This is a genomic window from Streptomyces sp. S3(2020) (assembly GCF_013044505.1).
GTDB lineage: Bacteria > Actinomycetota > Actinomycetes > Streptomycetales > Streptomycetaceae > Streptomyces.
In genome coordinates, this window is the sequence record NZ_JABERD010000152.1 from 1 (window position 1) to 23061 (window position 23061).

At 69.3% G+C, this 23061-nt stretch carries 28 protein-coding genes and 6 pseudogenes; 29 read left to right on the plus strand and 5 right to left on the minus strand.

The annotated features are described in order from the left end of the window. A pseudogene (locus HLK59_RS51430) lies at positions 1–128 on the plus strand (IS630 family transposase); the annotation flags it as partial. On the opposite strand, the pseudogene HLK59_RS34825 reads toward HLK59_RS51430, so the two are convergent. Next, a pseudogene (locus HLK59_RS34825) lies at positions 126–608 on the minus strand (hypothetical protein); the annotation flags it as partial. The pseudogenes HLK59_RS51430 and HLK59_RS34825 sit on opposite strands and share 3 nt — an antisense overlap. Positions 609–1129: 521 nt before the next feature. Between HLK59_RS34825 and HLK59_RS34830 the strand changes: the two are divergent. The 22 genes and pseudogenes from HLK59_RS34830 (at position 1130) to HLK59_RS34930 (ending at position 16136) form a co-directional block, all read left to right on the plus strand. Beyond that, on the plus strand, positions 1130–1885 hold the full coding sequence (locus HLK59_RS34830; RefSeq protein ID WP_171145600.1) for a site-specific DNA-methyltransferase: 756 nt from the start codon (positions 1130–1132) through the stop codon (positions 1883–1885). Positions 1886–2203: 318 nt separating this feature from the next. After that, positions 2204–2755 (plus strand): DUF4913 domain-containing protein, encoded by a 552-nt coding sequence (locus tag HLK59_RS34835; RefSeq protein WP_171145622.1) that lies wholly within the window; start codon positions 2204–2206, stop codon positions 2753–2755. Continuing rightward, positions 2752–3240, plus strand: coding sequence for a hypothetical protein (locus HLK59_RS34840; protein ID WP_171145601.1), 489 nt, complete (start codon positions 2752–2754; stop codon positions 3238–3240). Before HLK59_RS34835 ends, HLK59_RS34840 begins: the two co-directional genes overlap by 4 nt. Further along, positions 3237–3947 (plus strand): DUF3631 domain-containing protein, encoded by a 711-nt coding sequence (locus tag HLK59_RS34845; RefSeq protein ID WP_171145602.1) that lies wholly within the window; start codon positions 3237–3239, stop codon positions 3945–3947. The genes HLK59_RS34840 and HLK59_RS34845 overlap by 4 nt, the downstream gene beginning before the upstream one ends. A gap of 29 nt (positions 3948–3976) precedes the next feature. After that, positions 3977–4438, plus strand: a complete 462-nt coding sequence (locus tag HLK59_RS34850) for a GNAT family N-acetyltransferase (RefSeq protein ID WP_171145603.1) — start codon at positions 3977–3979, stop codon at positions 4436–4438. Continuing rightward, on the plus strand, positions 4435–5115 hold the full coding sequence (locus tag HLK59_RS34855) for a hypothetical protein (protein ID WP_240982812.1): 681 nt from the start codon (positions 4435–4437) through the stop codon (positions 5113–5115). Before HLK59_RS34850 ends, HLK59_RS34855 begins: the two co-directional genes overlap by 4 nt. Positions 5116–5170: 55 nt before the next feature. Next, the gene (locus tag HLK59_RS51435; protein ID WP_240982813.1) at positions 5171–5653 is read left to right on the plus strand and encodes a hypothetical protein; all 483 of its coding nucleotides are present in this window, start codon (positions 5171–5173) and stop codon (positions 5651–5653) included. Next, complete coding sequence (locus HLK59_RS51440; RefSeq protein ID WP_240982814.1) at positions 5634–5885, plus strand: hypothetical protein; 252 nt, start codon at positions 5634–5636, stop codon at positions 5883–5885. Before HLK59_RS51435 ends, HLK59_RS51440 begins: the two co-directional genes overlap by 20 nt. 200 nt (positions 5886–6085) lie before the next feature. Then, positions 6086–6415 (plus strand): SH3 domain-containing protein, encoded by a 330-nt coding sequence (locus HLK59_RS34865; RefSeq protein ID WP_171145604.1) that lies wholly within the window; start codon positions 6086–6088, stop codon positions 6413–6415. 60 nt (positions 6416–6475) lie between these two features. Next, a complete protein-coding gene (locus HLK59_RS34870; RefSeq protein WP_171145605.1) occupies positions 6476–6931 on the plus strand; it encodes a hypothetical protein in 456 nt (151 codons plus the stop codon). After that, positions 6928–7368, plus strand: a complete 441-nt coding sequence (locus HLK59_RS34875; RefSeq protein ID WP_171145606.1) for a hypothetical protein — start codon at positions 6928–6930, stop codon at positions 7366–7368. The genes HLK59_RS34870 and HLK59_RS34875 overlap by 4 nt, the downstream gene beginning before the upstream one ends. Then, the gene (locus tag HLK59_RS34880; protein WP_346779879.1) at positions 7365–7802 is read left to right on the plus strand and encodes a hypothetical protein; all 438 of its coding nucleotides are present in this window, start codon (positions 7365–7367) and stop codon (positions 7800–7802) included. Before HLK59_RS34875 ends, HLK59_RS34880 begins: the two co-directional genes overlap by 4 nt. Before the next feature lie 30 nt (positions 7803–7832). Further along, on the plus strand, positions 7833–8723 hold the full coding sequence (locus HLK59_RS34885) for a winged helix-turn-helix transcriptional regulator (protein ID WP_171145607.1): 891 nt from the start codon (positions 7833–7835) through the stop codon (positions 8721–8723). Next, entirely contained in the window at positions 8720–9226 is a 507-nt protein-coding gene (locus tag HLK59_RS34890) for a hypothetical protein (protein ID WP_171145608.1), read from the plus strand. The genes HLK59_RS34885 and HLK59_RS34890 overlap by 4 nt, the downstream gene beginning before the upstream one ends. Next, positions 9223–10452: pseudogene (locus HLK59_RS34895) on the plus strand (MFS transporter); the annotation flags it as partial. The gene HLK59_RS34890 and the pseudogene HLK59_RS34895, both read left to right, overlap by 4 nt. A gap of 136 nt (positions 10453–10588) precedes the next feature. Further along, a complete protein-coding gene (locus HLK59_RS34900) occupies positions 10589–10843 on the plus strand; it encodes a hypothetical protein (protein ID WP_171145609.1) in 255 nt (84 codons plus the stop codon). Positions 10844–10935: 92 nt separating this feature from the next. After that, positions 10936–12156 (plus strand): ATP-grasp domain-containing protein, encoded by a 1221-nt coding sequence (locus HLK59_RS34905; RefSeq protein WP_171145626.1) that lies wholly within the window; start codon positions 10936–10938, stop codon positions 12154–12156. Continuing rightward, positions 12153–13316 (plus strand): MFS transporter, encoded by a 1164-nt coding sequence (locus tag HLK59_RS34910; RefSeq protein WP_171145610.1) that lies wholly within the window; start codon positions 12153–12155, stop codon positions 13314–13316. The genes HLK59_RS34905 and HLK59_RS34910 overlap by 4 nt, the downstream gene beginning before the upstream one ends. Further along, entirely contained in the window at positions 13313–13963 is a 651-nt protein-coding gene (locus tag HLK59_RS34915; RefSeq protein WP_171145611.1) for an HAD family phosphatase, read from the plus strand. Before HLK59_RS34910 ends, HLK59_RS34915 begins: the two co-directional genes overlap by 4 nt. Positions 13964–14132: 169 nt before the next feature. Further along, on the plus strand, positions 14133–14609 hold the full coding sequence (locus tag HLK59_RS34920; protein ID WP_171145612.1) for a hypothetical protein: 477 nt from the start codon (positions 14133–14135) through the stop codon (positions 14607–14609). A gap of 140 nt (positions 14610–14749) precedes the next feature. Continuing rightward, complete coding sequence (locus HLK59_RS34925; RefSeq protein WP_171145613.1) at positions 14750–15100, plus strand: hypothetical protein; 351 nt, start codon at positions 14750–14752, stop codon at positions 15098–15100. Between the two features lie 49 nt (positions 15101–15149). Beyond that, positions 15150–16136 carry a SpaA isopeptide-forming pilin-related protein gene (locus tag HLK59_RS34930; RefSeq protein WP_171145614.1) on the plus strand — a complete coding sequence of 329 codons (987 nt, stop codon included), beginning with the start codon at positions 15150–15152 and terminating at the stop codon, positions 16134–16136. A gap of 394 nt (positions 16137–16530) precedes the next feature. Here the strand turns inward: HLK59_RS34930 and HLK59_RS34935 are convergent, their stop codons facing one another. Continuing rightward, positions 16531–16683: a hypothetical protein gene (locus HLK59_RS34935; protein ID WP_171145615.1), complete on the minus strand. Its 153-nt coding sequence runs from the start codon at positions 16681–16683 to the stop codon at positions 16531–16533. Between the two features lie 171 nt (positions 16684–16854). Here HLK59_RS34935 and HLK59_RS34940 point away from each other — a divergent pair, with 171 nt between their 5' ends. Together HLK59_RS34940 and HLK59_RS34945 are read left to right on the plus strand one after the other, a co-directional pair. Further along, on the plus strand, positions 16855–17961 hold the full coding sequence (locus tag HLK59_RS34940; protein ID WP_171145616.1) for a hypothetical protein: 1107 nt from the start codon (positions 16855–16857) through the stop codon (positions 17959–17961). 39 nt (positions 17962–18000) lie between these two features. Then, complete coding sequence (locus HLK59_RS34945) at positions 18001–19167, plus strand: hypothetical protein (RefSeq protein ID WP_171145617.1); 1167 nt, start codon at positions 18001–18003, stop codon at positions 19165–19167. Between the two features lie 76 nt (positions 19168–19243). Here the strand turns inward: HLK59_RS34945 and HLK59_RS34950 are convergent, their stop codons facing one another. The 3 genes from HLK59_RS34950 to HLK59_RS34960 form a co-directional block, all read right to left on the minus strand. After that, complete coding sequence (locus HLK59_RS34950; RefSeq protein ID WP_171145618.1) at positions 19244–19810, minus strand: endonuclease domain-containing protein; 567 nt, start codon at positions 19808–19810, stop codon at positions 19244–19246. Positions 19811–20124: 314 nt separating this feature from the next. After that, positions 20125–20712 (minus strand): hypothetical protein, encoded by a 588-nt coding sequence (locus HLK59_RS34955; RefSeq protein WP_171145619.1) that lies wholly within the window; start codon positions 20710–20712, stop codon positions 20125–20127. Between the two features lie 103 nt (positions 20713–20815). Next, positions 20816–21181, minus strand: a complete 366-nt coding sequence (locus tag HLK59_RS34960) for an LAETG motif-containing sortase-dependent surface protein (RefSeq protein ID WP_206327962.1) — start codon at positions 21179–21181, stop codon at positions 20816–20818. Positions 21182–21301: 120 nt separating this feature from the next. Here HLK59_RS34960 and HLK59_RS34965 point away from each other — a divergent pair. From HLK59_RS34965 to HLK59_RS34980, 4 genes and pseudogenes are all read left to right on the plus strand, one after another. Then, positions 21302–21508: pseudogene (locus HLK59_RS34965) on the plus strand (GNAT family N-acetyltransferase); the annotation flags it as partial. 112 nt (positions 21509–21620) lie between these two features. Continuing rightward, positions 21621–21923 (plus strand): annotated as a pseudogene (locus HLK59_RS34970) (transposase); the annotation flags it as partial. Positions 21924–22141: 218 nt separating this feature from the next. After that, positions 22142–22513 carry a DUF317 domain-containing protein gene (locus HLK59_RS34975; protein WP_171145620.1) on the plus strand — a complete coding sequence of 124 codons (372 nt, stop codon included), beginning with the start codon at positions 22142–22144 and terminating at the stop codon, positions 22511–22513. Positions 22514–22620: 107 nt separating this feature from the next. Continuing rightward, positions 22621–22860: pseudogene (locus HLK59_RS34980) on the plus strand (hypothetical protein); the annotation flags it as partial. Positions 22861–23061 lie beyond the last annotated feature (201 nt).

A 23061-nucleotide genomic window follows, 5' to 3' on the forward strand; every position in this document is an offset into this window, starting at 1 on the left:
ACCCTGACCACCTCATGAGCACGCTTCGGCACGGTCTCCGCCAGATCCAGTACCGCAGCGACCTCATCGACGGATGCCTCGCCGAAACCGGGCTCACCTTAACGACATCACGCCAACAAGGTCAGTAGCTGCTGCCAGCCGTCGACCTTCAGCAGGTGCTTGTAGAATTGCTCGCTCGTGTAGACCGGGTCGCGGATGTGCTGCGCGGTTCCCCACCCCTGGCTGGGGCGCTGTTGGAACAAGCCGAGGCTGTCCCGGTCCCCGGAGTTGAGGTTGCGCAGCCGTGATTCCTGCATGGCGGTGGCAACCGCGATGATCTGTCCCTTCTTGGGCATGTCAAGGCTGATGCCGGTGGCCACGATGGTCTGCGCGTTGGGGATCTGCTCGGCCGGCAGGTCCAGGCCCTGGATGTGGACGTCCTTGCTGGACGCACCGTCGAGGAGCTTGGTGACTTCCTTGGTCACTTCGGCGGTGTCGATGCCGGTCAGGCATCCGCTGAAGGACGTGGTGGTGGAGGCTTCGCTGGAGGACGCCATCATCATGGCGGTGCCCGCGAGCAGGAGCGGAGAGAGGACGACGGCGCCGATGGAGGCGGCTATGCCCTTCAATCCGGTCCGCCTCCCGGAAGGCGGTCACGGGTCGGCGGACGGATCGCGGGCAGGGGAGGGTAAAGCGATGTCACAGCGAGGTCCTTGGTGAAGTCCCGGCGGCGCGTGCGTCGTTGAGGAAAGGGCGCGACGGCCGGGTGGTGGGTCATTCAGGTGGCCCAGGGGCCGTTGCGAGTTGCCGCTCGCGTCGGCACTGGGCGTCAGGTCAGGTGTGCCAGGGCATGGGGTACCTCCGTGAAGGCAGGGGCGGGGATGTGCCATCGGCGGTGTCGGCCGGGCAGTTCCAAAACAGTAAGGGCGGATCCCCGGTTGCCGAAATCGTTCGTGATCAAGGCTCTATTTCGGGGTTTTCGGCGGCGATAGCGCTCAACCGGGGATCGTGCCCTACAGTTTTGGCTCCTCCCCTCGCCCCTCACGTCGCAGACCGCGGAGCCGTCCGCCCGTATTCGGTCCTGTGAGGTTATCCAGGCGAGCTGGAGCGTCTCTCCCTCATCTCACACGACCCGAATTGGGGTATCTCTTTGCCATTTTCCCTGCATCAGGGCGACGCGCTCGGCGTCCTCGCTGGACTGCCGGACAACTGCGTCGACTCCGTCATCACCGACCCGCCGTACAACAGCGGCGGTCGTACGGCGAAGGAGCGCACAAGCCGGTCCGCGAAGCAGAAGTACACCTCTGCCGAGGCCGCGCACGAGCTGCCGGACTTCACCGGCGAGAACATGGATCAGCGCAGTTACGGCTTCTGGCTCACCCAGATCATGACCGAGGCGCACCGGCTGACCAAGGTCGGCGGAACCGCGCTGCTGTTCACCGACTGGCGGCAGCTGCCAATCACCACGGATGCCATCCAGGCTGCCGGCTGGCTGTGGCGCGGTGTGCTGGCCTGGCACAAGCCGCAGGCCAGGCCGCAAAAGGGCCGGTTCACGCAGAACTGCGAGTTCATCGTCTGGGCGTCCAACGGGCCGATCGATGCTGCCCGCAACCCGGTCTACCTGCCCGGCCTCTACAGCGCTTCGCAGCCCAGCGGCAAGGCGCGCCAGCACATCACGCAGAAGCCCGTCTCCGTCATGCGGGAGCTGGTGCAGATCGCCCCGCAGGGCGGCACGGTGCTCGACTTCACCTGCGGCTCCGGCTCGACCGGGGTCGCAGCCCTGCTGGAGGGACGCGATTTCATCGGCGTCGAGAAGACCAAGCACTACGCCGAGATCGCCGCCGACCGCCTCACCGAGACGCTGCAACAGACCCTCTCCCAGGACGACTTGACGCTGACCGTCTGAGGCCGATCCTGGCGCACGGCGCGGCTAGCGGCGAGCCTATTGCGTTTTCCCGCCGCGCCGCGCTCAGCGTTATAGCAGCGGAGTCCCGGTTACCGAAACCGGGGATTATCTGGATGGTTGGAGTCGCAATTAACACCCTATGGCTGCGGCCCAAGGAGGCCCCTTTTCGTGCCTGAACCCATAGACCCCCTGGAGGATGCGGGGAAGGATCCGATCCAGATATCCGACCCCCATCTCCCCTCGGAGGGGGGAGAGATGGGGCCGGTTCGGCTACCGGAGGCCGATCTGGCGAGAGTAGAGGCGAACGTCGCCATGCTGCTGGATCGATCCGCGCGGCACGAGCGTCAGATCGACGACCTCTCGGCGGCACCACCGCCACCGGACTCGCCGTTCGCCGCCTACGGACTGCCGGGGTTCGCGGGCCTGCCGCCCGTCCCCGCGCCGCCCGAGCCGCGTCCGATCCTTGAGCTTGAGGACGAGGAGTACGAGGACGAACTCGACGCTCTGTCCGACTGGGTCGACGACTTCCTCCTCCGGGTCTACGGGGCAGAGGTCACCACGGCCGCCCCGTGGTGCGAGCAGTGGCAGGAGCATCCCGATGTCGTCGCCTGGCTTCACGCCCTGTGGCTGGCCTACCAGCAGCACAAGGATCCCGAGGCTGGATTGAGTGGCCTGTTCGTGTGGCACAGGGACTTCCTCACCCACGCCATGGCCACCGTCCGTGCGGCCGGCGGTCCGCTGTCCGCGTGTATGACCGATCCGGACCGGCCTGCGCACCGCCTGCTGCCCGGTCCCCGTCCCTCGAACCGGAGCGCCCCCGCCACCGAGGAGTACGAGGAGACCGGCGAGTTGGGCCAGGCCGGCGGATGACCGGCCATGAGGACCGGCCGGCGTTCGGCCTGTCCTTCGACCCTCGCGCCCTGACCGATCTCCTTCAAGCACCCGGCGACATCCGCGACCTGGCACTGGCCCAGCTCCAGGACGTCGTCAACGCCCGTCTGTTCGGAGCCAAACTCACCCGCGACCTTGCCGGCTGCCGCAAGGTCTACGTCGATCACCGCAATGCCTGGCGCATCGTTTACGCCCAGCGGCCGGCGCCCGCGAACTCCACGCACACCACCGAGATCCACGTCGTGGCTGTGCGCCCGCGCGAAGCGCACGACGTGTATGACACCGCCCGCGCCCGCCTCGGCATCCGCCGGCGCCCCCTGGGCGAGCGCACTCACGCGGCACGCACCCGCTCGCCTCAACTGGGCACCCGCCAGCCCGTCCCCAAGCCGGGACCGCCGCCCTACGCGATGCCCGGCCTTCCCCGACCCGCACTGCCGCCAACCCCGAAGGGCCCCATTCGTTGACGCAGTTCCCCACCCTGATCGACCAGGTCGCCGCCGCTGTGCTGGCTCCGGCCCAGGTCACCGAGAACCCGCACCACCGCGCCATTCTCGACGTGTTCGTCGAGATCCAGGAACTCGACCGGCAGCTTGCCGAGCTAGCCGACGCCGAGCTTCCTGGCGTCAGTCCCCGTGAGCAGCTGAACACCCTGACCGATGCCCTGGTTGAACGGATGGCTGCCGGGGCCGAGCTGAGCGCGCTCCTGGCCACCTCCTGCCGCTGTGCCGCCGCGTACGAGGGCGAGGCTCCGGCCGAGTACGAACCGCTGGATGACGAGGAGCCCGGTTTCGACCCGGACTTCGAGGGGTTCGACGGCGTCGAAGAGCCGGACGGTCTGGACAACTTCGGCGACCTCCACCGGGACGCGTGCGAGGAGGTCCTGCCCTGCCCCAGTAGCCCGCAGACGATCGTGCACGCTTGCCTCACCGTCTTCGAAGACGAGGGCGCCCCGGCATACGTGAGCACCGCGGAACTGGTCGAGCGCTTGCGCGATCTGCCCGGCCAGGCCGAGGGGCGCTGGAGTTACGCCGACCTCACTCCGCTGCGACTGGGTCTTCTCCTGCGCGGCTATGGAGTCCAGCCCTGCAAGCCGCGCGCGGCCGACGGCAGCCGCTACCGGGCCTACCGGCGCGCCGACCTGCTGGCTGCGCGTCCGAACTGCTCCTGCTGAGGCACCCCGCCCTCGCGCACACCCGGCGGGTGACGGAGGAGGACTGGGACCTGGTCGCCGCCTTCCACGCGCAGTGCTCCGAGCAGAACCTGCTGCGCCGCTGGGGCCGTACCCGCCTTGCGCCCCGCGACCTGTCCCGGCTGCTTGCCCACGCTCAGTGCTGGATCGGGTTCGGCGCCGATGAGCGGCCTGCGGCTCTGGTCTGCGTCGGGCGCGTCAGCCGGGAGCTGGGTGTCTTCGACCTCGGACTGCAGGTCGTCGACCACCGTCAGCGTCAGGGCATCGGCACGGCCCTGGCCCGCCAAGCTACCCGCCACGCCCGCACGCGAGGAGCCCACACCCTGTCCGCGTTCACGCAGGCGTCGAATGAGCCCATGCTCCGGCTCTTCGACCGACTCGGCCCGACGTCGCATACCCGCGACGGACCGTACGTCGAGGTCCGACTTGCCCTGGACTCGCTCGCCCCGGACCCAGGAACCGCTCCGCCATGACCTCACCCCCGCCCGACGGGCTGATGCCCACCGCCCTCGATCAGCGGATCGAGACCGCCGTGGGATACGGCGTCGCGGAGCTGCGTCAACACCGCGACGGCGGACTCCTCGACGCATCGCGCACCGCCCTGGCCGATGCACACCGCGAGCTGGTGGCGGCCGAGCGGGACGTCAACTTCTACCGCGTCCGTCTTGCCCGCCTCGCCACAAGCGGGCTCCCCGTGGATCAGGCGCTGTTCGCCCGGATCGAGCGCACCCTCGATCAGCTGGCGACGGCCGCCGCCGTACGCGATACGAAGCAAGCCGCGGCAGCCGCAGCGCTGGCGCCGATCGAGGCCGCCGCTCCTCGACAGACGCTTGCTCAGATCGCGGCGAAGGACGTCGCGGCCCTGCTCGCCATCGCCCAGGGCGCCAAGCTGCACGAGCACCTCGTCACCCACCGCCTCGCCGTGGCGACTCCCACCCGCACCCGCATCTCCTTCGCCCAGCTGCAGCACCTGGAGGAGATGGGCCTGGTGGAGCGCGACACCGCGCACCCGGTGCACGCCGGGCAGCCCGTCACTCTCACCGACGCCGGCCGCGCCGTACTGACCGCACCCCGCCACGCTGGCCCGCTTGGGACCACACCTGCGCCCCTGCCGCCGGTCCTCCCCGCGGTCTCCCGTACACGCCGCTGAACTGCGCGTGCGTGCCCCGCGCTCGCCACCGCAGGCGTCACGACCGAAAGCACCGATGCCCAGCCGCGAACCGGATTTCCGCCTCGACGGATACGAAGCCGTCAACGACCACGTCGCCGATCAGTTCTGGGGCCACATCGGCATCGAGCAGGACTCGATGACCGTCCTCGCCGAGCACCACAGCGACGACGCCGTGCACAGCTTCTACGTGATACACAACGGCGCCGTCACCTGGGGCATCCCCGGTGAACCGCAGCTGGTCGCCCTGCACCTCAAACGCGACCCTGGCTCGCGCACCTACCGGTTCGACCACGCGGAGCTACCGCTGCCGTCCATGGCCCAGTCCTGGCTGATCGCCCGCGGCTGCCCCGAGGAGAACATCCTCCTGCCCGACGGCATGGGCACCGCCCGCGGACGAGGCCACCCGCGCCCTGGAGAAGCGACTGCGCAGCGACGGCGACCACTTCGCCTACTGCACCAGCTACAACCACGACAGCGACCCGATCCAAACGACCGTGATGCTGCGCTCACTGGATGAGAAGGCGGCACTGCCCTTCCACGTGCTGCTCGAAGAGGTCGACAGCACCGCATGGACACACACCCTGCGCGAAGGCGGCTTCCAGACCTTCGAGGCCGCCACCCAGTGGTGGGAGGCGCACTGGAACGGCGAGAAGCCGCCGCTGCCGACGGCCTCGCCGGTGACCCGACTCGTCACCGCCATCCCCCGCCTGTCGGCGCGCCCAGCTCCGCTGCGCGGTCCGAGCCGCTGAACTCCCGCTAATGAAAGTGCAGTTCCCTCGCCGGTCCTACCGGAATGCCGCCCGTCGGATTCGAAGCGACGCGGAACATAGCACGCAATCCCCGGTTACCGAAACCGGGGATTCTCCGGACTCTTGTTCTCGGCCCGAAGGGCAGTAGCCCGGGGCTGATTCCGCATTCCCTTCCCTCATTCCATGAAGGCCAATTCCCCATGCCCGCCAGCCGCATAGCAATCTCAGCCGCCGTCCTCGGTGCGCTCGCCCTCCCGCTCGCCTCGGCCACCACCGCCAGCGCAGCCACCACCATTGCCAGCTGCCCGGCTACCAGGCCGCTGCCCTACACGGTGCACACGAAGGCGGTGACGCTCCGCTCCGAGGCGACCACCAAGTCCACAGCCCTCGGCGTGCTGTACCGAAGCCACAAGTTCACCGTCCACAAGAGCAGCGGGAACTGGCACTACCTCACCGACAAGACCACCGGCGTAACGGGTTGGGTGTCCGGAACGTACGTCTACCGCGACGTCGCCATGTGTCTCGACTGACTGTCCGGACGCCAATTCCCTATTCCCACGCATGGATTACCGAAAGAAGGGAGATTCTCCGTGCTCGACGCCAGCGAAGACGTGATGGGCGTCATCACCGGGCGAATCGAGGAGCGATTCCAGATGCCGCTCGCCGATCTGCGCCGAGCAGTGCAGGCGGCACCGCAGGCCAACCCCGAGGCCACCACCATCGTGCACTGGTACGGCGTGCTCGCTGAAGCGCAGCAGGCCCTCGACACCGCGGAAGACGTGCTCGTCGAGGCGCTGGGCACCCAGCCCTCCGACGTACTGGACGATCCCGTCATGGAGTTGGCCCACCAGGTCAACGCCGCTGTTGCATCCCGCGACGGCCGCGCCATGGTCGTCAACTACCTCCTCGACCCCAACGCTCCCGGCAAGCGCGGACCCGGCGTATCGCGCGGCGCATCCCCCGCGACCCGCGCTCCGGCCCTGCCCACCTCTCCGCCTACGCTGCCCAGTACGCGGAACACCCCGGCGCGCGGGGCCGCACGGTGAGCGTCATCGACAAGTCGACCAGCCGCGATGCGGCCCTGCAGGAAGCGTTTGGCGCCGAAGTAGCCGAGCTGTACGCGCAGGCAGCCCGCGGCGAGGCGAACGCAGCACTCCAGCGCGCACTGGAACTGCGGAGCTTCCTCGCGGTCGCCGAGGAGCAGGTGTCCCGTGTCCGTGATCGCGTCCACGCCGCGACGGCCGCGGACGGAGCCATGGACGACCTGTCCGCCAAGGACCTGCGGTGGGACGCGGACTGGCTGGAGGCGGCGCTGGCTGGCAGAGACGGCTACACCGCCGCGCTCGACGAGCTGCTGCGCACCATGCCCTCACCGACCCAAGCGGCAGCGCCACGCCGGGGGTTGAGTCCCAAGACCGCCGCCACCGCTCCGCCTGCCCCGGCAGTACCCCGCGCCGGGGCGGTACGGACGCCACGTCCGTGAAAGCCCACCGGTTGCCCCAGCCCGACACCCCGTCCCACACCGTTTCCCAGCTCGTCGCCCAGCGCATCGAGGCGCTGTACGGACAACCGCTCGCCGAACTCGAAGCCATCGCCGACGCCACCCCCGAGATCACCCTGCTCGCTGCCTTGACCGGCACCCACGGCGACCTGGTCCTCGCCGAACGCAGCATCGCCTTCCAACTTCAGCGGCTGCGGGAACTCACCGCCCCCGACCAGGAGATCGGCCGATTCGCCGCCGGTCACATCCTCGACTGCGCCCGGCGCATCGCCGAGTCCGTCGCCACCCGCGACGCCTACGCCAAGAGCACCAGCGCGGTCCTGGGCGGCCTGCGCCGTGCGCCCGCCCCGGACACCCACCAATCGGCTGCACAGGCCCCCGCCACGCCGACGGTGACCACCTCCCGCACCCGCTGATCCACTCGTACCGCTTGAGGAGCCACCTTCTTGGCCACCATCGCGCCGCCCGCCACACCGAACGATCTCTTGGGCGTCACCAAGACCCTGGACCTGCTCGCCCCGCGCTGGAACGTGTGGGTGCTGATGACCCTCTCCTCCCAGCCGCTGCGCTATGCCGAGATCAAGCCGAGGCTGCCGTGGCTGGCGGACGGGCAGCTCCACCCCCGGCTTCGCCACCTCACCAACGCCGGCGTCATCGAGCGCACGGAATACGCCCCGCGCCACGTCACCTACGGCCTCACCAGTCGCGGTGCCGCGCTGCTGCCTGTCCTTGCGGTGATCGCGTCCTGGGGCGACACGTATCTGGAGAGGGACCTGGTCGCCAACGAGCACTCCGGCGAGATGGGACCCGAGCGGATCGCACCGGCCCAGAACATCGACGACGCCATCGCACTGCTCGCACCGCGGCACGCCACCGCGATCTTGTTCTCGCTGCAGGCCCGGGGCACCGCGACCGCCAAGACCCTGGCGACCGAGGCCATGCCCGGCTACGGGCTGACCGCCGTCTACAAGCCTCTGGAACGCCTGGTTGCCGACGGACTCGTCACGGCCAGCGGAACCGGCGGCTATCAGCTGACCGCGAGCGGCCAGGCACTCGCCCCCGTCTTCCAGGCGATCTCCGTCTGGGCCACCATTCCGGCCCCTGAGACCGATGCCCGTCGGACTCCGGGGCCGGGCGCCGTCCCGTCGCAGAGCCGTTCCGGCCCGTGGGCGACCACCCCAACCCGCCTTCCCGCACCAGCGGTTGTGGCCGCGCCAGCAGTCCGTCCCGCGCTGACCAGAACGCCCCCAGCTGGCCCGGCATGGAAGTCCGGCGACCTTTTCTCTCACCAGATACCCGCCCGTCCGATCTCCCCCGCGGGAGGCCCGCGCCGATGATCCGCTCCCTGCCCGAGAACCTCCTGCACGGACGCCGCGCGATCCGGACCCTGACCCTGCCGGGCCTGATACGCCTCGTCACCGAGATCGACGACAACGGCCCCATCAGCCACCGGCGCGGCAGCCTTCAGGGCGCCTTCGGGGACCTCACCCCCGGGCAACTGCGCCACGCCATCGACGTCGCCCGTGACCTGGGCCTGGTCCACGCGGACGAACAGGCACCCGACCGCTATCGGCTCACCGCGAGCGGTGAGGCACTCGCCGAGGTGTATGACACCGCGGCCCGCTGGGCGCGCGCCCGTCAGTTCCCCGACACCAGCACCGACTTCGTCACCCGTGTGCAGCGCACCCTCCAGCTGCACAGCCGCAGCCCGTACGCGTTCGCCTCGAGTCTGGAGCCGCATCAGGTCCTGACCGACTTTCTGCAGGCGAACCCCGCCGTCCTCAACCGCACCGACGCCCGCTCCGCGCAGGAGAGGGCGGAAGCGGGGCGCGCGGCGTGAGATCCCGTGTCGGGCCGCGGCATTCCTGCCGCCCGGTCGCCACAGAGCTGCGCGGTATCTACCTGCCGCGCAGCACGGACGCCGCCGCCTTCGCCGTGGTTACCTATGGCATCCCGCTGCTGGTGCTGGCCACCACCAACTCCGCAGCCCTGACCGGCCTCGCCTTCGCGCTGGAATGGATCCCGCGACTGGGCGCGTTCGCCTTCGTCGGGGCCCTGGTCGACCGCCATGGCACGAGCGCAGTGCTCCGCTACGCCTCCGTTGCCCGCGCCCTGGTCGTCCTGGCCGCGGCGTTCCTCCTGCCGCAGCAAGAGGCGGGGCCCGGGGCGACGGTCACCGTCATGGTCCTCGCCGCCTCCACCGGAATCCTCACCGAGTGCTCGTACATTGCGGCCGAGACCGCCGGCGGCGTGGCCAGCCGCGAGGCCGGCGCGCGCGCCCACCGGGTGCAGTCGATGCTCCTCGGCATCGACCAGGTCGCCACCCTGTCCGGCCCTGCCCTGGCCGGCTTCCTGCTCCAGCGGACCGGCCCCACCGGCATGCTGATGGCGATCGCCGTCTTCTCGTTGCTCACCAGCCTCCTAGCCCCCCGTCAAAACCGTCGCCCGAAGCCCGCCGCGGCGCAGCCCGTCGGCAAGGGGCTGCGCAACGGTTGGTCAACCTTGCGCTCCTTGCCGGCGCTCGGCTGGCTGGTCGCCGGACTAACCGTGTCCAACCTGGCCGTCGGCCTGCTGCAGGCTGCCGCCCCCGTGATCATCGTCAAGCAGCTTGGCCACTCCACAGCCGACGTCGGAGCCATCTGGTCCATCGCGGCCGTCGCCTCGCTCGGCGCGGTCCTCGTGTGCCGCCGGAGCATTGACCGCTTCGGCCTGTGGTCGGTCGGCGTCGTGTCCGCCACGATCGCAGCCACCGCCTGCCTGGCCGTCTCCTTCGCCAGCACCTATCACGCCTACCTCGCCCTGATCGCTGTCCTCATGGCCGGCGAGGGCGGCCTGACCGTCGTGCTGCGCACCCTGCGCTCCCGCCTCATCCCCGCCGAGGTGTTCGGCGCCACCCTCTCCCTGACGATCTTGCTGCTGTTGCTGCCCTTCCCCCTGGCCGGCGTCTTCGTCGCCGTCGTGCCGCCCGCCCAGCTCGGCCACGTCATCACGCTGTGCGCCGTGCTCCAGGCCACGGGCCTGTTCACCGCGTTCGCCCGGCTGCGCGCCACGGCCGCCCTGCGCACCTCCTTCGCCTTACCGCCTAGGTCGCCTTCCTGCCCACCTCACGGAGACTCGCCATGCCCACCTCCACGCCACGGCCGAGCAGTCGGTCCTGCCGATATCCCGACCTTCGTTTCGAGCAGAATTGCGGCCCACGCTGATGGACCGGTTCCGAGCCTTCGACGCCGAGCACCCGTACGTCTACCGCGCGCTGGAACGTCTGACCGCTGACCGGCTCGCCACGGGTGCCACACGGGTCGGGCTGAAGGCGCTGCTCGAGGACCTGCGCCGGCAGCTGCCCGCAGGCGTGCGCGGACTGAACAACAACTTCACCGCCCTATACGCCCGGAAGCTGATCGAGGACCACCCCCACTGGGCGAGAGCCTTCGAGCTGCGACGTCGCCGCACCCCCTGACCCGGCTACCTGTCTCAACCACCCTTGACCTGCCACTGTTTGGAGCCTTGTTGTCCTCTCGCCCCGTCGTCCTGGTTATCGCAGCCGCCGACATGGAGGCGCACGCGTATCGCGGCTACTGCCTGGAGAACGTCCGTGCCCACTACGACGTCGTCCTGATCTCCGGCGCAGAGCCGACCTGGGAGAAGGAGTTCCTCCTCGACTACGTCGTCGCCGACCCCACCGACCAGGCGGCATTGGCCGCGGCCGGGCGGGCGCTCGCCGAGCGCTACGAGGTGGTCGGTGTGATGACGTGGACCGAGTGGTACCTCGTCCCGGTCGCCCGGCTCGCCCGCCAGCTCGGCCTGCCCACCACTGCTCCGGAAGCCCTCCAAGGCTGCCGCAACAAGCACACAAGTCGTAGCCTGTTCGCCCGCCACGGGGTGCCTTCCGCCATCTCCGTGAGCGTGCGTACCGAGCGGGAGGCGGCCGATGCCGCCGCGCTGATCGGCTATCCCGTCGTCCTCAAACCGTCCGCGCACGCCGCGAGCATGGGCGTCATCCGCGTCGACTCCGCCGCCGACCTTCCGGCCGCGTACGCCTTCGCCGCGCGCACCGCCGACCACGGCGTGGAGAGCACTCAGGTCCTGGTCGAGGAGTACCTCGACGGCCCGGAGGTGAGCGTCGAGTGCGTCACCTATCAGGGGCAGACCACGGTGGTCGCCGTCACCCGCAAGACCGTCGGGATGCCGCCCTTCTTCGAGGAGCTGGCGCACGCGGTCGACGCGAGCGATCCGCTGCTCGCCGCCGTGGCGCCGGTCGCCGTCGCGGCCCTCGACGCCGTCGGCATCACCGACGGCGTCAGCCACGTCGAGATCCGCATCGTCGACGGCCGCCCACGCCTGATCGAGGTCAACGCACGCCTCGCCGGCGACATGATCGGTCACCTCGTCCACCTTGCGACCGGCGTCGATCTGGCCCGGGCCGGCGCCGACATCGCGTGCGGACGTACCCCTGACCTGACGCCTACCCGCCGTCAGGCTGCAGCGATCCGCTTTATCTACCCCGCCTATTCGGGCACCCTGACCGCCCGCAGTGTCGTAAGGCCCACTGGGGGAGTGGAGCGCGTGCGTTTCCAGCGACAGCCCGGAGACCAGCTCCTGCTCCCCCAAGATGGCGGCAATCTGTTTACCGCCCGCATCGGCTTTGTCATCGCCACCGGGCCGACTGCCACGGCAGCCCAGCGCCGCGCCCAGGAGGCGTACCGCAACCTCGACGTCCAAGTGACCCCTGCCACGCAGACGGCTCCCGCCACCGGGGAGCACGCCGCGTGAGGAAAACCGCAGCGATCGAGCTGGTGCGCAGCCGCCGCCTGCTGATCGGGTACTTCGCTGGCCTGGGAGTGGTGATGGCCGTCTGGGGTGCCCGCATGCCCGCCGTCCAGTCCGCCGCCAAGGTGAGCACCGGAGGGCTTGCCCTGGTCCTGCTGGCCGCCGCCCTCGGCATGGTCGCCGGACTCCAGGCGGGCGGGCGCCTCGCCCGCCCGGCCCGTCTGCCCGCGCTGCTGACCGGCGGCGCCATCGCCCTCGCCGCCTGTCTCGCGATTCTCGGGGTCTGCTCCAGTCTGGAGAGCCTGTTCGCGGTGGCGTTCGTCTTCGGCATCGCACACGGCGTCCTCGACGTCGCAGCCAATGCCGCGGCGGTTCGCTGCCAGGACGCCCACGGCCACCCCATCATGGCCGGCCTGCACGCGAGTTACAGCCTCGGAGCCCTCCTCGGCGCCGCGCTGGCAGCGGCCACCACCCACACCTCACACACCGTTCTGTTCACTGGCGTCGCCGCCTGCGCCGTGGCGGCGGCAGGAGCTACGACGGCTCTGACCCGGACTCTCGCCAGCTCTGGACTCAAGCCCGTTCACAATCCTGCTGCACAGGACTCGGGCGAACACGGCTTCCAGTCGCGGCCCCGGGTGTGGCTGCTGGGCGTCCTGGCAGCCGCAACACTGCTGGGCGAAGGCGCTGCTGCCGACTGGGCTGCCGTCCACCTGCACGACCTCGGCGCGACGGCCGCAACCAGCGCCACAGCGTACGGCTGTTACAGCGCCGCCATGGCCACAGGCCGACTCGTCGGTGACCGACTCACCGCCCGCTTCGGCGCGTCAGCCCTCGTACGCGCCGGCGCCGCTTTGGCCGCGCTCGGCCTCACCACCGGACTGGCCGGCTCGACCATCGCCTTCGCCCTGTTCGGCTGGGCGGCCTTCGGCCTGGGCCTCTCCGTCACCATCCCCAGCCTGATCACCGCCGCGGGCCCTGGCGGCCCCCGCGCGGTCGCCACCGTCGCAGTCACCGGCTACGTCGGCCTGCTCGCCGGCCCCGCCGCCATCGGCGCCCTCGCCACCGTCACCGCCCTGCCGCACGCGCTGCTTTTGCCCGCCCTCCTCGCCGTAACCGTCGCCACCCTCGCACCCAAAGCCCTGGAGAGAACGACCCCTTGACCTCCACCTACGACTCCCGGACCAGCGTGGAAGCCCTGATCCTCGACTACAACGGGGTTATTGGCCTTCAACCCCCGATTGCCATGTGGACCCGCCTGGCCGACCTCGCCGAGTGGCCCGACCGGCATCTCCCTTCGTTCCAGGACGCCTTCTGGGCTCCCCGCAACGCATACGACGCAGGGCAGCTGAGCGATCTCGCCTACTGGGCCAAGGTGCTTGGACACCACCCCGGCCCGCGATGGCTGCGCAGCCTGCGCGATGCCGACACGGCCATGTGGACCCGCACCGACCCGCGCGTCCTCGACATCCTCTCCCGCGCCCGCACGTCGGGGCTGACGATGGTGCTGCTCTCCAACGCCCCGGCCCACCTCAGCAACGTCCTGGACGCCACAGGCTGGCGGCGCGAACTGATGGACGACGCCTTGTACTCCGCACGCCTGGGCCTGTGCAAGCCCGATCCGGCCGCGTACGAACACGCCCTGGCCGCCACCGGCGTTGACGACCTCGGACGTGTGCTGTTCGTCGACGACCGCGAGGACAACTGCCGGGCCGCCGCCGAGCTGGGTCTGCGCACCCTGCACTACACCGGCCAACCCGCATACCTGGAACAGCAGCTGCCTGTCCTGGCGGACAGCACCGGTTCCTGATCGCGCACCGCTCTGCCCATCATCAGCCCCCCCCCGCCGGGCGCCCGCGCTGACCACACGCAGCATCCCGCGCTGGACCACCACGACGACCCCGTCGGCAGTTCTGCCAGCCCGACGCTCCGGCCCCGCCGCTGACCGACCGGAACCCCCTTCGCCCGAGAGAGGCTCTTTGGCCCTGCACGCCCAGCAGTTCTTTGACGACGTCCTCGAACGGCCTCTCCACCAGTACGCCATCGTCGGCGACACCCTTTACGCATCCCCACAGCCGAACTCGGCGCTGCGGCTACGGATCGACTTCGCCCCCACCATCCGCCACGGCGAGTACGACGGACTACGTCTGCGAGTCGTCCACCCCGAGCAGGGCGTCCTCGACACCGCGATCCTCCGCTTCGCAGACCACGGCACCTTCGCCCGCCGCGACACGGCTCGCGACCTGATGCCCGGCCGAGACGGATACGCAGTTATACGCGACTGGCACGCCTACGGCAGCCAGCCACCGTGGCACGGCGCGGACGGCACCGGGCTACGTACCGCGATTGAGCAGTACGCCCACTTCTGGTTCCCGCCACCTGCCATGTCCCGACCGGCAGCCCGACTCGTCGCCCGGCCCACACCCACCACCGGGGCTTCGACCCGCGCCCGCTGAACCGACCCCGCTGGTTACCCTCGCACTGATGGCCACCTCCGCCAAGCTACCGCGGCCACCAGCCCACCTCCGCCGCCGGGCCCGAACGGTTTCTGGATCATCGATCCCGACTTCCACGACCGGCTGCACAAAATGCGACGTTGACCCTCCTCGGCGTCGTCGAGGACTGCCTCAACGACCTGTCGCTCACCGACATCCACGACGGCGCCCGCGACCACGCCGAGCACCTGCTCGGAGTCCCCAGGACCTACGGCGTCCTCGTCGACGCCGAAGCCGCCGCGCAGAGCGTCCAGGCCGTCGGCCCGGATGCCGGATCACCCTTCGGCCTGGCCACCGCCCAGGGCCTGACCGGTATTGCGCAACTGCCCGTCGAACAGCAACAGCAACTCGTCCGAGCTGCCACCTGCTGCTACGCGATCACCGCACCCTCGCGTTCGGCGAGCGGCCCGTCCCCTTCACCCCCGCGCCCGGCGCCGGGCCGCGCCCGTTGACCAACGACCTGTTCGCCCGCCCCGCCTGTAGCCCTTGGAGAGTCCCTTCTTGCGCCTCCGTTCCGCTCGCACCCTCCCGATTGCTGTCGCTGTCGCCGCCACTGTGACGGGCTCCCTGTCCTGGGCGCCGACCGCCTGGGCCCACAGCACCGACCCCGCCCCGTCCGCATCCACGTCCCCGACTCCGCGCAACGCGGCCGAGCCGGAGACCGGCGGCGTGGCCATCCTGAAGAAGGGCCCCGGCGGTGATGTGCTCGCTGGCGCGTCCTTCGCCCTCTTCGACTCCGCGGGCAAGGAAGCCGCCAGCGGCAAGACCGATGCCCAGGGCAAGCTCGCCTTCCAGGACCTGGCACCGGGCGTCTACCGCCTCAAGGAGATCTCTAGCGGCAGCAACCTGCACGACACGGTCGACGCCCAGGACGTCATCGTCACACCAGGCACGGACACACCGCTCACGATCGTTGACCCGTTCAAGGATGCCTCGGTGCTCCTGAAGGCCAAGGACGACAAGACCGGCAAACTGCTGGCCGGGTCCACGGTCAACATCGGCAGCGGCGAAAAGACGCTTCTCACGCTGACCACCGGCCCTGACGGCACCGCCGCCGGCAACCTGCCCGTCAACTCCCGTACCGGCACAGACTTCTGGGTTAAGCAGGTGAAGGCGCCCGCCGGCTACGACCTCTACAAGCCCTTGAAGGAGTTCAAGGCCAAGCCCGGCGATCCGGTGACGGTCACAACCACCAACCCCAAGACCGCCGCCACCCCGCCCCCTACGGACAAGCCGACTGACAAGCCCACCTCGGACAAGCCCGGCAAGGACGAGGGCACTCCGTCGCCGTCAGCCTCCGGAACCCCGACCGCCGATGGGACTGCTTCGAACACGGCCGCCCCTGCTCCTGAGGGCTCGCTCGCACACACCGGCGCCGACGCCACCCCATGGCTGATCGGTGGCGCCGGACTGCTACTCACCGCAGGTGGCGGGGCGATCATTGCCGCAGGCCGCCGCCGTACCGACGAGGAGCACAGCGGCAAGTAGCCCGATCCGCCCAAATCAGACGCCCCCGCAATCTCCACGATTCCGGGGGCTCTGTACAGTCCCGCCGAGCCACGAGAGGGCCAGACTCGACGACCATCCGGATGCGGAAGTCGAACGAGGTGCCACGGCTTACGGCTGCTCTCCTGCAGCCTCGCCGCGGGCAAGCTCCTTGAGCGCGACGCGGGCCGCGGGTGTGCCTGCTGGGGCTTGCCAGAAGCGGTGGCGAGCGATCTGCTGCGAAAGCTGGAGCAGGCGACGGCGCTGCTCGGATGCCCCGCTGTTGTGTTCGTTCGCCAGCCGCCCGTACGTGACGTACCAGGCGGTTTGTGTTGCTACGAGGTCTTCGGGGAAGGGAGGTCGAGTCGGAAATGCGCCCGTTGGCTCCACCACAGGGTCAGACGTGCATGACGACCACCGACGCAAGCGCGCCAGCCGCCCACGCGAGCAGCAGGCTCTGCTTCCTGGTGAAGCCATTCGCGTCAGCCCACCGCTTCGTGAGGGCCCGGACGAGTACTCCCGCCCCGGCCGCTACCTGATTCCTGGACATGAGTTAGTCCTTTCAAAGAAGGGAGATGCGCCTATGTTGGCGCCGCTCACTCACAGAAGCAGAGCAAAGCCGCTGGTGACAACGGGTGTAGGCGCGTTTGCAAGTTAGAGCGGCCCGGGGCGGGAGTACTCGGTTCGCCTGGTCGGCCGCTGTGCCTCTACGTTGCTCCGCATGGCAGTTGAACTCCGTGCCCTGCGGCGCGACGACCTCCTTCTCGCCGCCGACTCCTCCGGCTTCAGCGCGATGACCGAGCGGCGGTTGGAAGACTTTCGACGCGACGGCTTGATGCCGCGTCCCGTCCGCGTCGGCAACGAGGGGCGCCGTCCGGTCTGGAACTACCCGCCGGGCAGCGACCGCCAGCTGGTCCGGCTCCTGCGCTGGCGCGAGCACACGTCGAATGTGGATGTGCTGCGCGTGGTGCTGTGGATTGAGGGCTTCCCTCTCGCCCTTGACGCCGTCCGCGCCTCCGCGACCGCCGTATTGGACGGCCTGTCACACGAGCTGGAGCAGCTGCTTCAGAGGGAGGCATCCAGCCTGGGCCTCGACCCGGCTCACGACCAGGCCGCGGTCGTGAGCGCCGTCGCCGAGACCATGGCCGCGAAGCGAGGCAAGAACGCTCTGCCCCGCCCGATCCGCGTCCGGGCTGGTGAACGGGCGACCGCCGTCGCGCATCTGCTGGAGATCTTCGCCCTCGGCACTCAGCCAGACGTGGCAGAAGACGAGGCGGAGACGATCGAGAAGGTCCTGGGCGTCTCTCCGGGCAGACGACAGCGCGTGGACGACGCCGGCCCATGGCTGACCGGTCCGGCGAGCGCCCTCGTCGGCGCTGCCGACTTCGTGTCCCTGCCGCGAATGTCTGAGGCGCTCGCCGACGCCACAGATACCGAATGGCAGGAAGCCCGCTCGTCAGCCGCAGCTTTCTTCCTCCAGTTCCCCGTTTTCACCCGGGCTGTCGCCGCTATGACCGGCAATGCGAACTTCGCTGGTATGGGCGGGCACACCGCGCTGGACAGCGATCCCCTCATGGCCGTCCTCCTGATCGCCTTCATCCTAGGAGCACGCCGGGCCGACTGGTTCAGCAACGTGGAGGACCTGACTGATTCACTGGCACGCTGGCCCGCCCTGGTCAGCGAGATGAAACAGGTGCTTGACCTGCCGCAACACGCACTTGACCGCAATCTCGCCTGCCACGGACCCGAGATGCAGGCCCGCGCCCAAAGGATCGTCCAGGCGCTTCTGGACGGCGAACTGGACCCCGGACCCAAACCTGTGCGGTGACGCTAAATCGCCTCGAAAAGCGGACCTTAGGCTTCTCCCATGAGCACCGTGCGCGCCCGGGTGTGGCGATTCACGATTGAGAAGGGGAAGGCTGGCGCGGAGGCTGTCCAGGCCGTCGAGATCGGGCAGGGCCCGCCGCCGGTTTCCTTGGCCGCCATGGTCAACGTCAACGCCCTTGCCTGTGACCTACGTAAGACGGTCGACCAGCGCGTACGCGATCACGAGATCAGTCTGCTGCTTAGCTACATCATCGGCGATCAAAGCCAGCAGCAACTCGGCGTCGAGTGTTCCGCCCTCGACTCCAGCGCCGGCCACATCCAGCGCTTCGTCAGCGAGTGCACCGGGCTCGGTGTGATGAGCGCCGCCAGCGAGGTCCTGTTCGACTGGACGCCGACGACCAGTGGGCTCAGCAGCTTCGACGTGCTGCCTGGAAAGCTCCGTGGCGTCTACGCGAATACGGGCGTGCGACCGGATCTTCTATACGACTTGGCCGCCGGACCGGTCGCCGGAGAAGCACGGGGCCGGCGAAGGCGCGCCAAGCAGATGTTCCCGGCAGGCAAAGGCACACCGGAGCAGCGGAAGCGCTTGGAAAAGCTAGCCCAGTGGTCCGTCGACCACAGTGATCACGCCTACTTCATGAGCTGGGTCTGGCTCGGCCAGGGCGGCATTTACGTCGACATCTTCCTTCCCGATGGCTCCGCCGCCCTGACGGGCCTCAAAACCGGCTGGATCGATGCGCCGGGAGACGCGAAGCCCTGGCAGTTCGACATTCCCCGACCCGACCGCCGCCGTGTGGTCGCCCCGTCCCCGGAAAGAGACCTCCCGGTCCACGTTCCGTCCCCTGTGGTTAGCGGTCAGGCCGCCACCAGGGCGGCGATCAGCCGGGTGGGTTCAGCAGCCGACGAAGCGGTGAATCGGGCTTTTAAACGCGAGGAGCACGAAATCGGCACGCTCGCTGGCGTACCTGTCCGGGGACGGTGGATCGCCGGCGACACTCTCGGTGAGGCGCGCTACGAGGTACTCCTTGGAATCCTGGGCGAGCGTGTAGAGCTGGACCGCCGTGCTCAGCGCGAGCGACTGACCACCCCGGCAGGAGACCGGCTCGACGCGTTTCTCGACGGCCGCCTGGTCACGGTCGTACGCTCAGTCGAGAGCCCCCGACCGACCTGGGACCGGATCAGCGCGGAGCTGCTGGAGCAGACCTGAGACCCGAATCCCGCACATCAGCGGCAGGCCAACGCCCTAAGAATTTGGTCTTGGCGACTGGCCTGCTGCGGAATGCTCACAACCACCCCACGTACCCGCGCTCGACCACCTGTGCATCGTGGATAAAGGCCCATGAGGTCGGCAGGTAGGCGTCGTCGCGGCCCCGGATGACACGGACTTCGGGGCGGCGCGCCGGCGGGTTGGCCAGGTAGGCGTCGATGTCCGGGATCGCGAAGCCGGCGCCGCGACGGCGCTTGCGCTCATACGGCGCCAGCTCGTTCAGGTTGCACGGGCGGCAGAGGATTCCGCGAACACAGCAGCGGTTACTGGTGCGCTTCATGCCGCAGCAATGATGGTCGTGATCGATCTGCCAGGGGCGTGGTTCGGCGTGTGGGATACCGCCATCGCAGGGCTCCTCATTGTCCCCGCAGAGGCCGCACCGAAAGTTCTGTACACGCCAGATCGCGTTGTACTGGGGGACGGTGAGCCCGTATTTCTCGATGCCCCGGCGCATCCGGTAGCACCCTTGGCACTCACGGCCCCGCACCAGGCGGGCCGCCCACGCCCCACAGGCGCAGAATTCGCCGTCCCCCTCATATTCGCTCCGCGTCATGATCTGCTCGATCTCTTCCGGGGAAAACATGCGGGGATCCTAGAGCTCGCCGCTGACACCGCTGGCCGCAAGGGCTCTGGCAACGTGGCCTCCGTCCTGACGGCGCCCGGCCCGGCCTGCCCTGCTGAATGCCGGTAACCGGTCAGATGCCGGGCCCGCACGCTCGCTGGAGTGCTCGCCTTCTGGGCTGGCACGGTCGTTCATGAAACGCCGGCCCGCCAGGAACCACCGAGTTCGGCAAGATGCTGGCGAAGTGCACCGCGCTGTTCCTCAAGGTCCTGCGAGACAGGAGACAGGAGATAGACGTTGTCTCGGTAGAGGCGGAAGCCCAGGCGTTCCCATCCCTAGGCAATCCTGGTGTTCACCCGGTCCCATTCGGACCTGTCCGTCAGACGTCGGCTGCTGAGGTCGGTGATGCCCGGTGAACAGGCGATGACCCGGCACCCGGCCATAAGCCGGGTGATCGCCGCGCAGGCGGGTGCGGCCGCCAGGCCGTACCCGCGCCATGGCGGAGCCAGCGTCACCCGATCCATGACGAGCAGCGCTGAGCCGACGTACTCGAGTCGTTCGCTGACGTCGTCAGTGAAGAAGCCCGTCTCGGGGTCGAGGAGGACCTGGGCGATCTCGTACAACTCCTCCGACTCCTCTTCCATGGCCCAGAAGGCGTTGCGGCCTCGGTCGAGATGTATCCGGTAGAACGTCATCGCTCCGACCACGATGTCCTCAGCCGTCGAAGGCGGGGCGTCAGGGGCCACGCTCCCGCTGATGCCGACCGGCTCCTGCTCTCCGCCGGAAGTGTGCCGGCAGTGTAGGACGGCTACGTTCCAAAGCTCCAGCGTGTCAGCCTGCGGGGTGTCCCCCAGTTCGTCGTCGTAGGAGATGCGCAGGTACAGCTCGGAAGGATCTCCGGGCAGCGAGGAGGACTCGATCACTGCGGCAGCGTAGCGAGGCGTTGGCCGGTCAGGGACGACAGAGCCCCCGGATTGCGAGCTATGGAATCCGGGGGCTCTGTGTCGTGAAGAGGGCGGGTGCAGGTCAGTCCTGGGTGGAGTCGTCGGCGGGGCGGTCCGTTCGGCTGCGGCGTGCCACCGCGAAGGCGCTTGCGCCTGCCGCGACCAGCGCTGCCGCACCGCCGATCAGCCAGGGTGTGGCGTCAGCTCCGGTGTGGGCGAGGGACCCGGTCGGTTCCTTCGGTGCGGCGTCACCGGCCGGGCTTTCGGCCGGGGTGGAGGAGGCGGACGCCGGTGTGTCGCTGTACGACGTGGAAGGCGTGGCCTCTCCGGTGCCGCGCCTCGGCTTGTACCGACCGGGCGTGGTGGGAGTGGGTCTGTGCGTCGGCTCACCGGAGGGGGCAGGCTTCGGGGTACTGGCCGTCTTGGCGTTGGTGACGGTCACGGTCACCGGGGCCCCGGGCCCCGCGGTGAACGTCTTGGTTGGCTTGTAGAGGTCGTAGCCGGCGGGGGCCTTCGTCTCCTTGACCCAGAACTGGGCCTCTCGGCTCGATACCGGCAGCTCGCCGACGGGTACGCCGCTGAGGCGTGCGCAGCGGCACTCGACTGGTTCGCCAACGCGCTTCCCGGTGAGCCAGTGGTGCTCTGCACCCAGACAGCCAACGACCGCTCGATGCGTCTCGCGGCGAAGCTGGGGTTCACCGAGGTGGAGCGGTTCGAGGAGTGGGGCGCCGAGCAGTGGTTTGGCGTGTGGTTCCCGGTCACGCCATCTGGTTGAGCCAGCTCTAAGTGGACGTTAAGTCCGATCTTCCTCGGTTCGTGATCGCTCGATCGAGGTACTGATCGTCGGGCAGGCCATCCGTCGGGCATGTGCATGCTGAGATGCGGGCATGGAGCGAGAGCCGTACCCCAGCGACTTAGCGGACGAGCAGTGGGCGTTGATCGAGCCGATGATCACGGCCTGGAAACAGGACCGGGTGGCACGGTCAGCGACCGGAGATCCCGGATCCTGCGATCTGCGGGAGGTCGTGAACGCGATCTTCTACCAGAACCGGACGGGCTGCCAGTGGCGCTACCTGCCCCATGACCTGCCAGCCTGGTCGGCGGTGTTCTACTACTTCGGCCTGTGGCGCCAGGACGGCCTTGACCAGCGAATCCAGGAACTCCTGCGCTGCCAGGTACGGGAGAAGGCCATCACCGGTACGGCCACCCAACACCCCAGCACGTACGACTAGGTTCGCTGGCAAGGAAGCCGGAACGACTGGGTTCGCTGTCAAACGCTTCGATTGGATGACAAGGACAAGTTCGCCGGTGGCAGACAAGGAACATCGCCCAAAGTGCTGGTGGAGGCTGCAACACCATGTCAACCTAAACGACCTTCCAGAAAAACCCAGGTCAGAGAGGTGATGATGTGGCATTGGATGCCGCGCAACCCGGATTCACCACCACGGTCGCCGCCTTGCGCCTCCGCTCCTGGAAGCTCGGTGCCGGCCAGGCGATGGACGTGATCGACCAGTTCTCGCAGACCGATTTCACCCACATCGTCGACGACCGTGCCGACGTGCACGTCAGCTCGCGCGACGGCCGGTTCTACCTCGGCTACTTCCCGAACGGCCGGCCCGGCGGCGCCGACGAGGACTGGGTGACCGGCGAGGGCTGGGTCATCGCCGTCACCGGCACCGCGAACGTCCCCGGCTACCGGATCGCCTTCGGTACGGACACGCCGACAGAGATCGTCGCCGATGCCGTGGCCCGGATCCTGTCCACCTCCGCCCCCCTGTGACGGGCACGTCCGCCCTCCCTATACAGGCGCGCCGCATACTCTGCCCCTGCTTGCGCGGATTCGTCCGCTACCGCTAGGAGAACGCCTTGGACTCGCACTCGCCCGAGATGACCGTCGGCGACATCATCGACGCACTGTCCGCCTGCGACCGTGACACGCCCGTGCGCCTCGCCATCAACCCCTTCTTCCCCATGGCCCACCGTCTCGGCGGCGTGGAGACGTCGGTGGACGAGCGCGGCCGACCGATGGTCTACATCGCCGAATCGCCGGAGGCCGAGCAGTTCGGCCCCCTGCCTCCCGCCGTGGCCGTCGCGCTGACTTGGCAGGCCCCCCCCCCACCCCGCCGCGGCGCCGCCCCGCGCCCGCCTGGCGCCGGCCCAGGCCGCGGCGTGCCGCACGGCGGCGGACCGCCCGGCCGCGGCCCGCGCGGCGAGGATCGCCCCCGCGGGCCCGCCCGCGCCGACGCCAGCCCCCACGCCCGCGCACCCGCGGCCGACGGGGCCCGCCGGGCGGGAGGCGGGCCTGGCCGCGGGCGCGCGGCGGCGCGG

Bases quoted from the DNA above. Each gene is read 5' to 3' on its own strand.
- HLK59_RS34855 (WP_240982812.1), top strand. From the start codon at position 4,435: ATGACCTCACCCCCGCCCGACGGGCTGATGCCCACCGCCCTCGATCAG.
- HLK59_RS34940 (WP_171145616.1), top strand. From the start codon at position 16,855: ATGGCAGTTGAACTCCGTGCCCTGCGGCGCGACGACCTCCTTCTCGCC.
- HLK59_RS51440 (WP_240982814.1), top strand. From the start codon at position 5,634: ATGCTGCGCTCACTGGATGAGAAGGCGGCACTGCCCTTCCACGTGCTG.
- HLK59_RS34950 (WP_171145618.1), bottom strand. From the start codon at position 19,810: ATGTTTTCCCCGGAAGAGATCGAGCAGATCATGACGCGGAGCGAATAT.
- HLK59_RS34935 (WP_171145615.1), bottom strand. From the start codon at position 16,683: ATGTCCAGGAATCAGGTAGCGGCCGGGGCGGGAGTACTCGTCCGGGCC.
- HLK59_RS34890 (WP_171145608.1), top strand. From the start codon at position 8,720: ATGATCCGCTCCCTGCCCGAGAACCTCCTGCACGGACGCCGCGCGATC.
- HLK59_RS34945 (WP_171145617.1), top strand. From the start codon at position 18,001: ATGAGCACCGTGCGCGCCCGGGTGTGGCGATTCACGATTGAGAAGGGG.
- HLK59_RS34840 (WP_171145601.1), top strand. From the start codon at position 2,752: ATGACCGGCCATGAGGACCGGCCGGCGTTCGGCCTGTCCTTCGACCCT.
- HLK59_RS34865 (WP_171145604.1), top strand. From the start codon at position 6,086: ATGCCCGCCAGCCGCATAGCAATCTCAGCCGCCGTCCTCGGTGCGCTC.
- HLK59_RS34900 (WP_171145609.1), top strand. From the start codon at position 10,589: ATGGACCGGTTCCGAGCCTTCGACGCCGAGCACCCGTACGTCTACCGC.
- HLK59_RS51435 (WP_240982813.1), top strand. From the start codon at position 5,171: ATGCCCAGCCGCGAACCGGATTTCCGCCTCGACGGATACGAAGCCGTC.
- HLK59_RS34905 (WP_171145626.1), top strand. From the start codon at position 10,936: ATGGAGGCGCACGCGTATCGCGGCTACTGCCTGGAGAACGTCCGTGCC.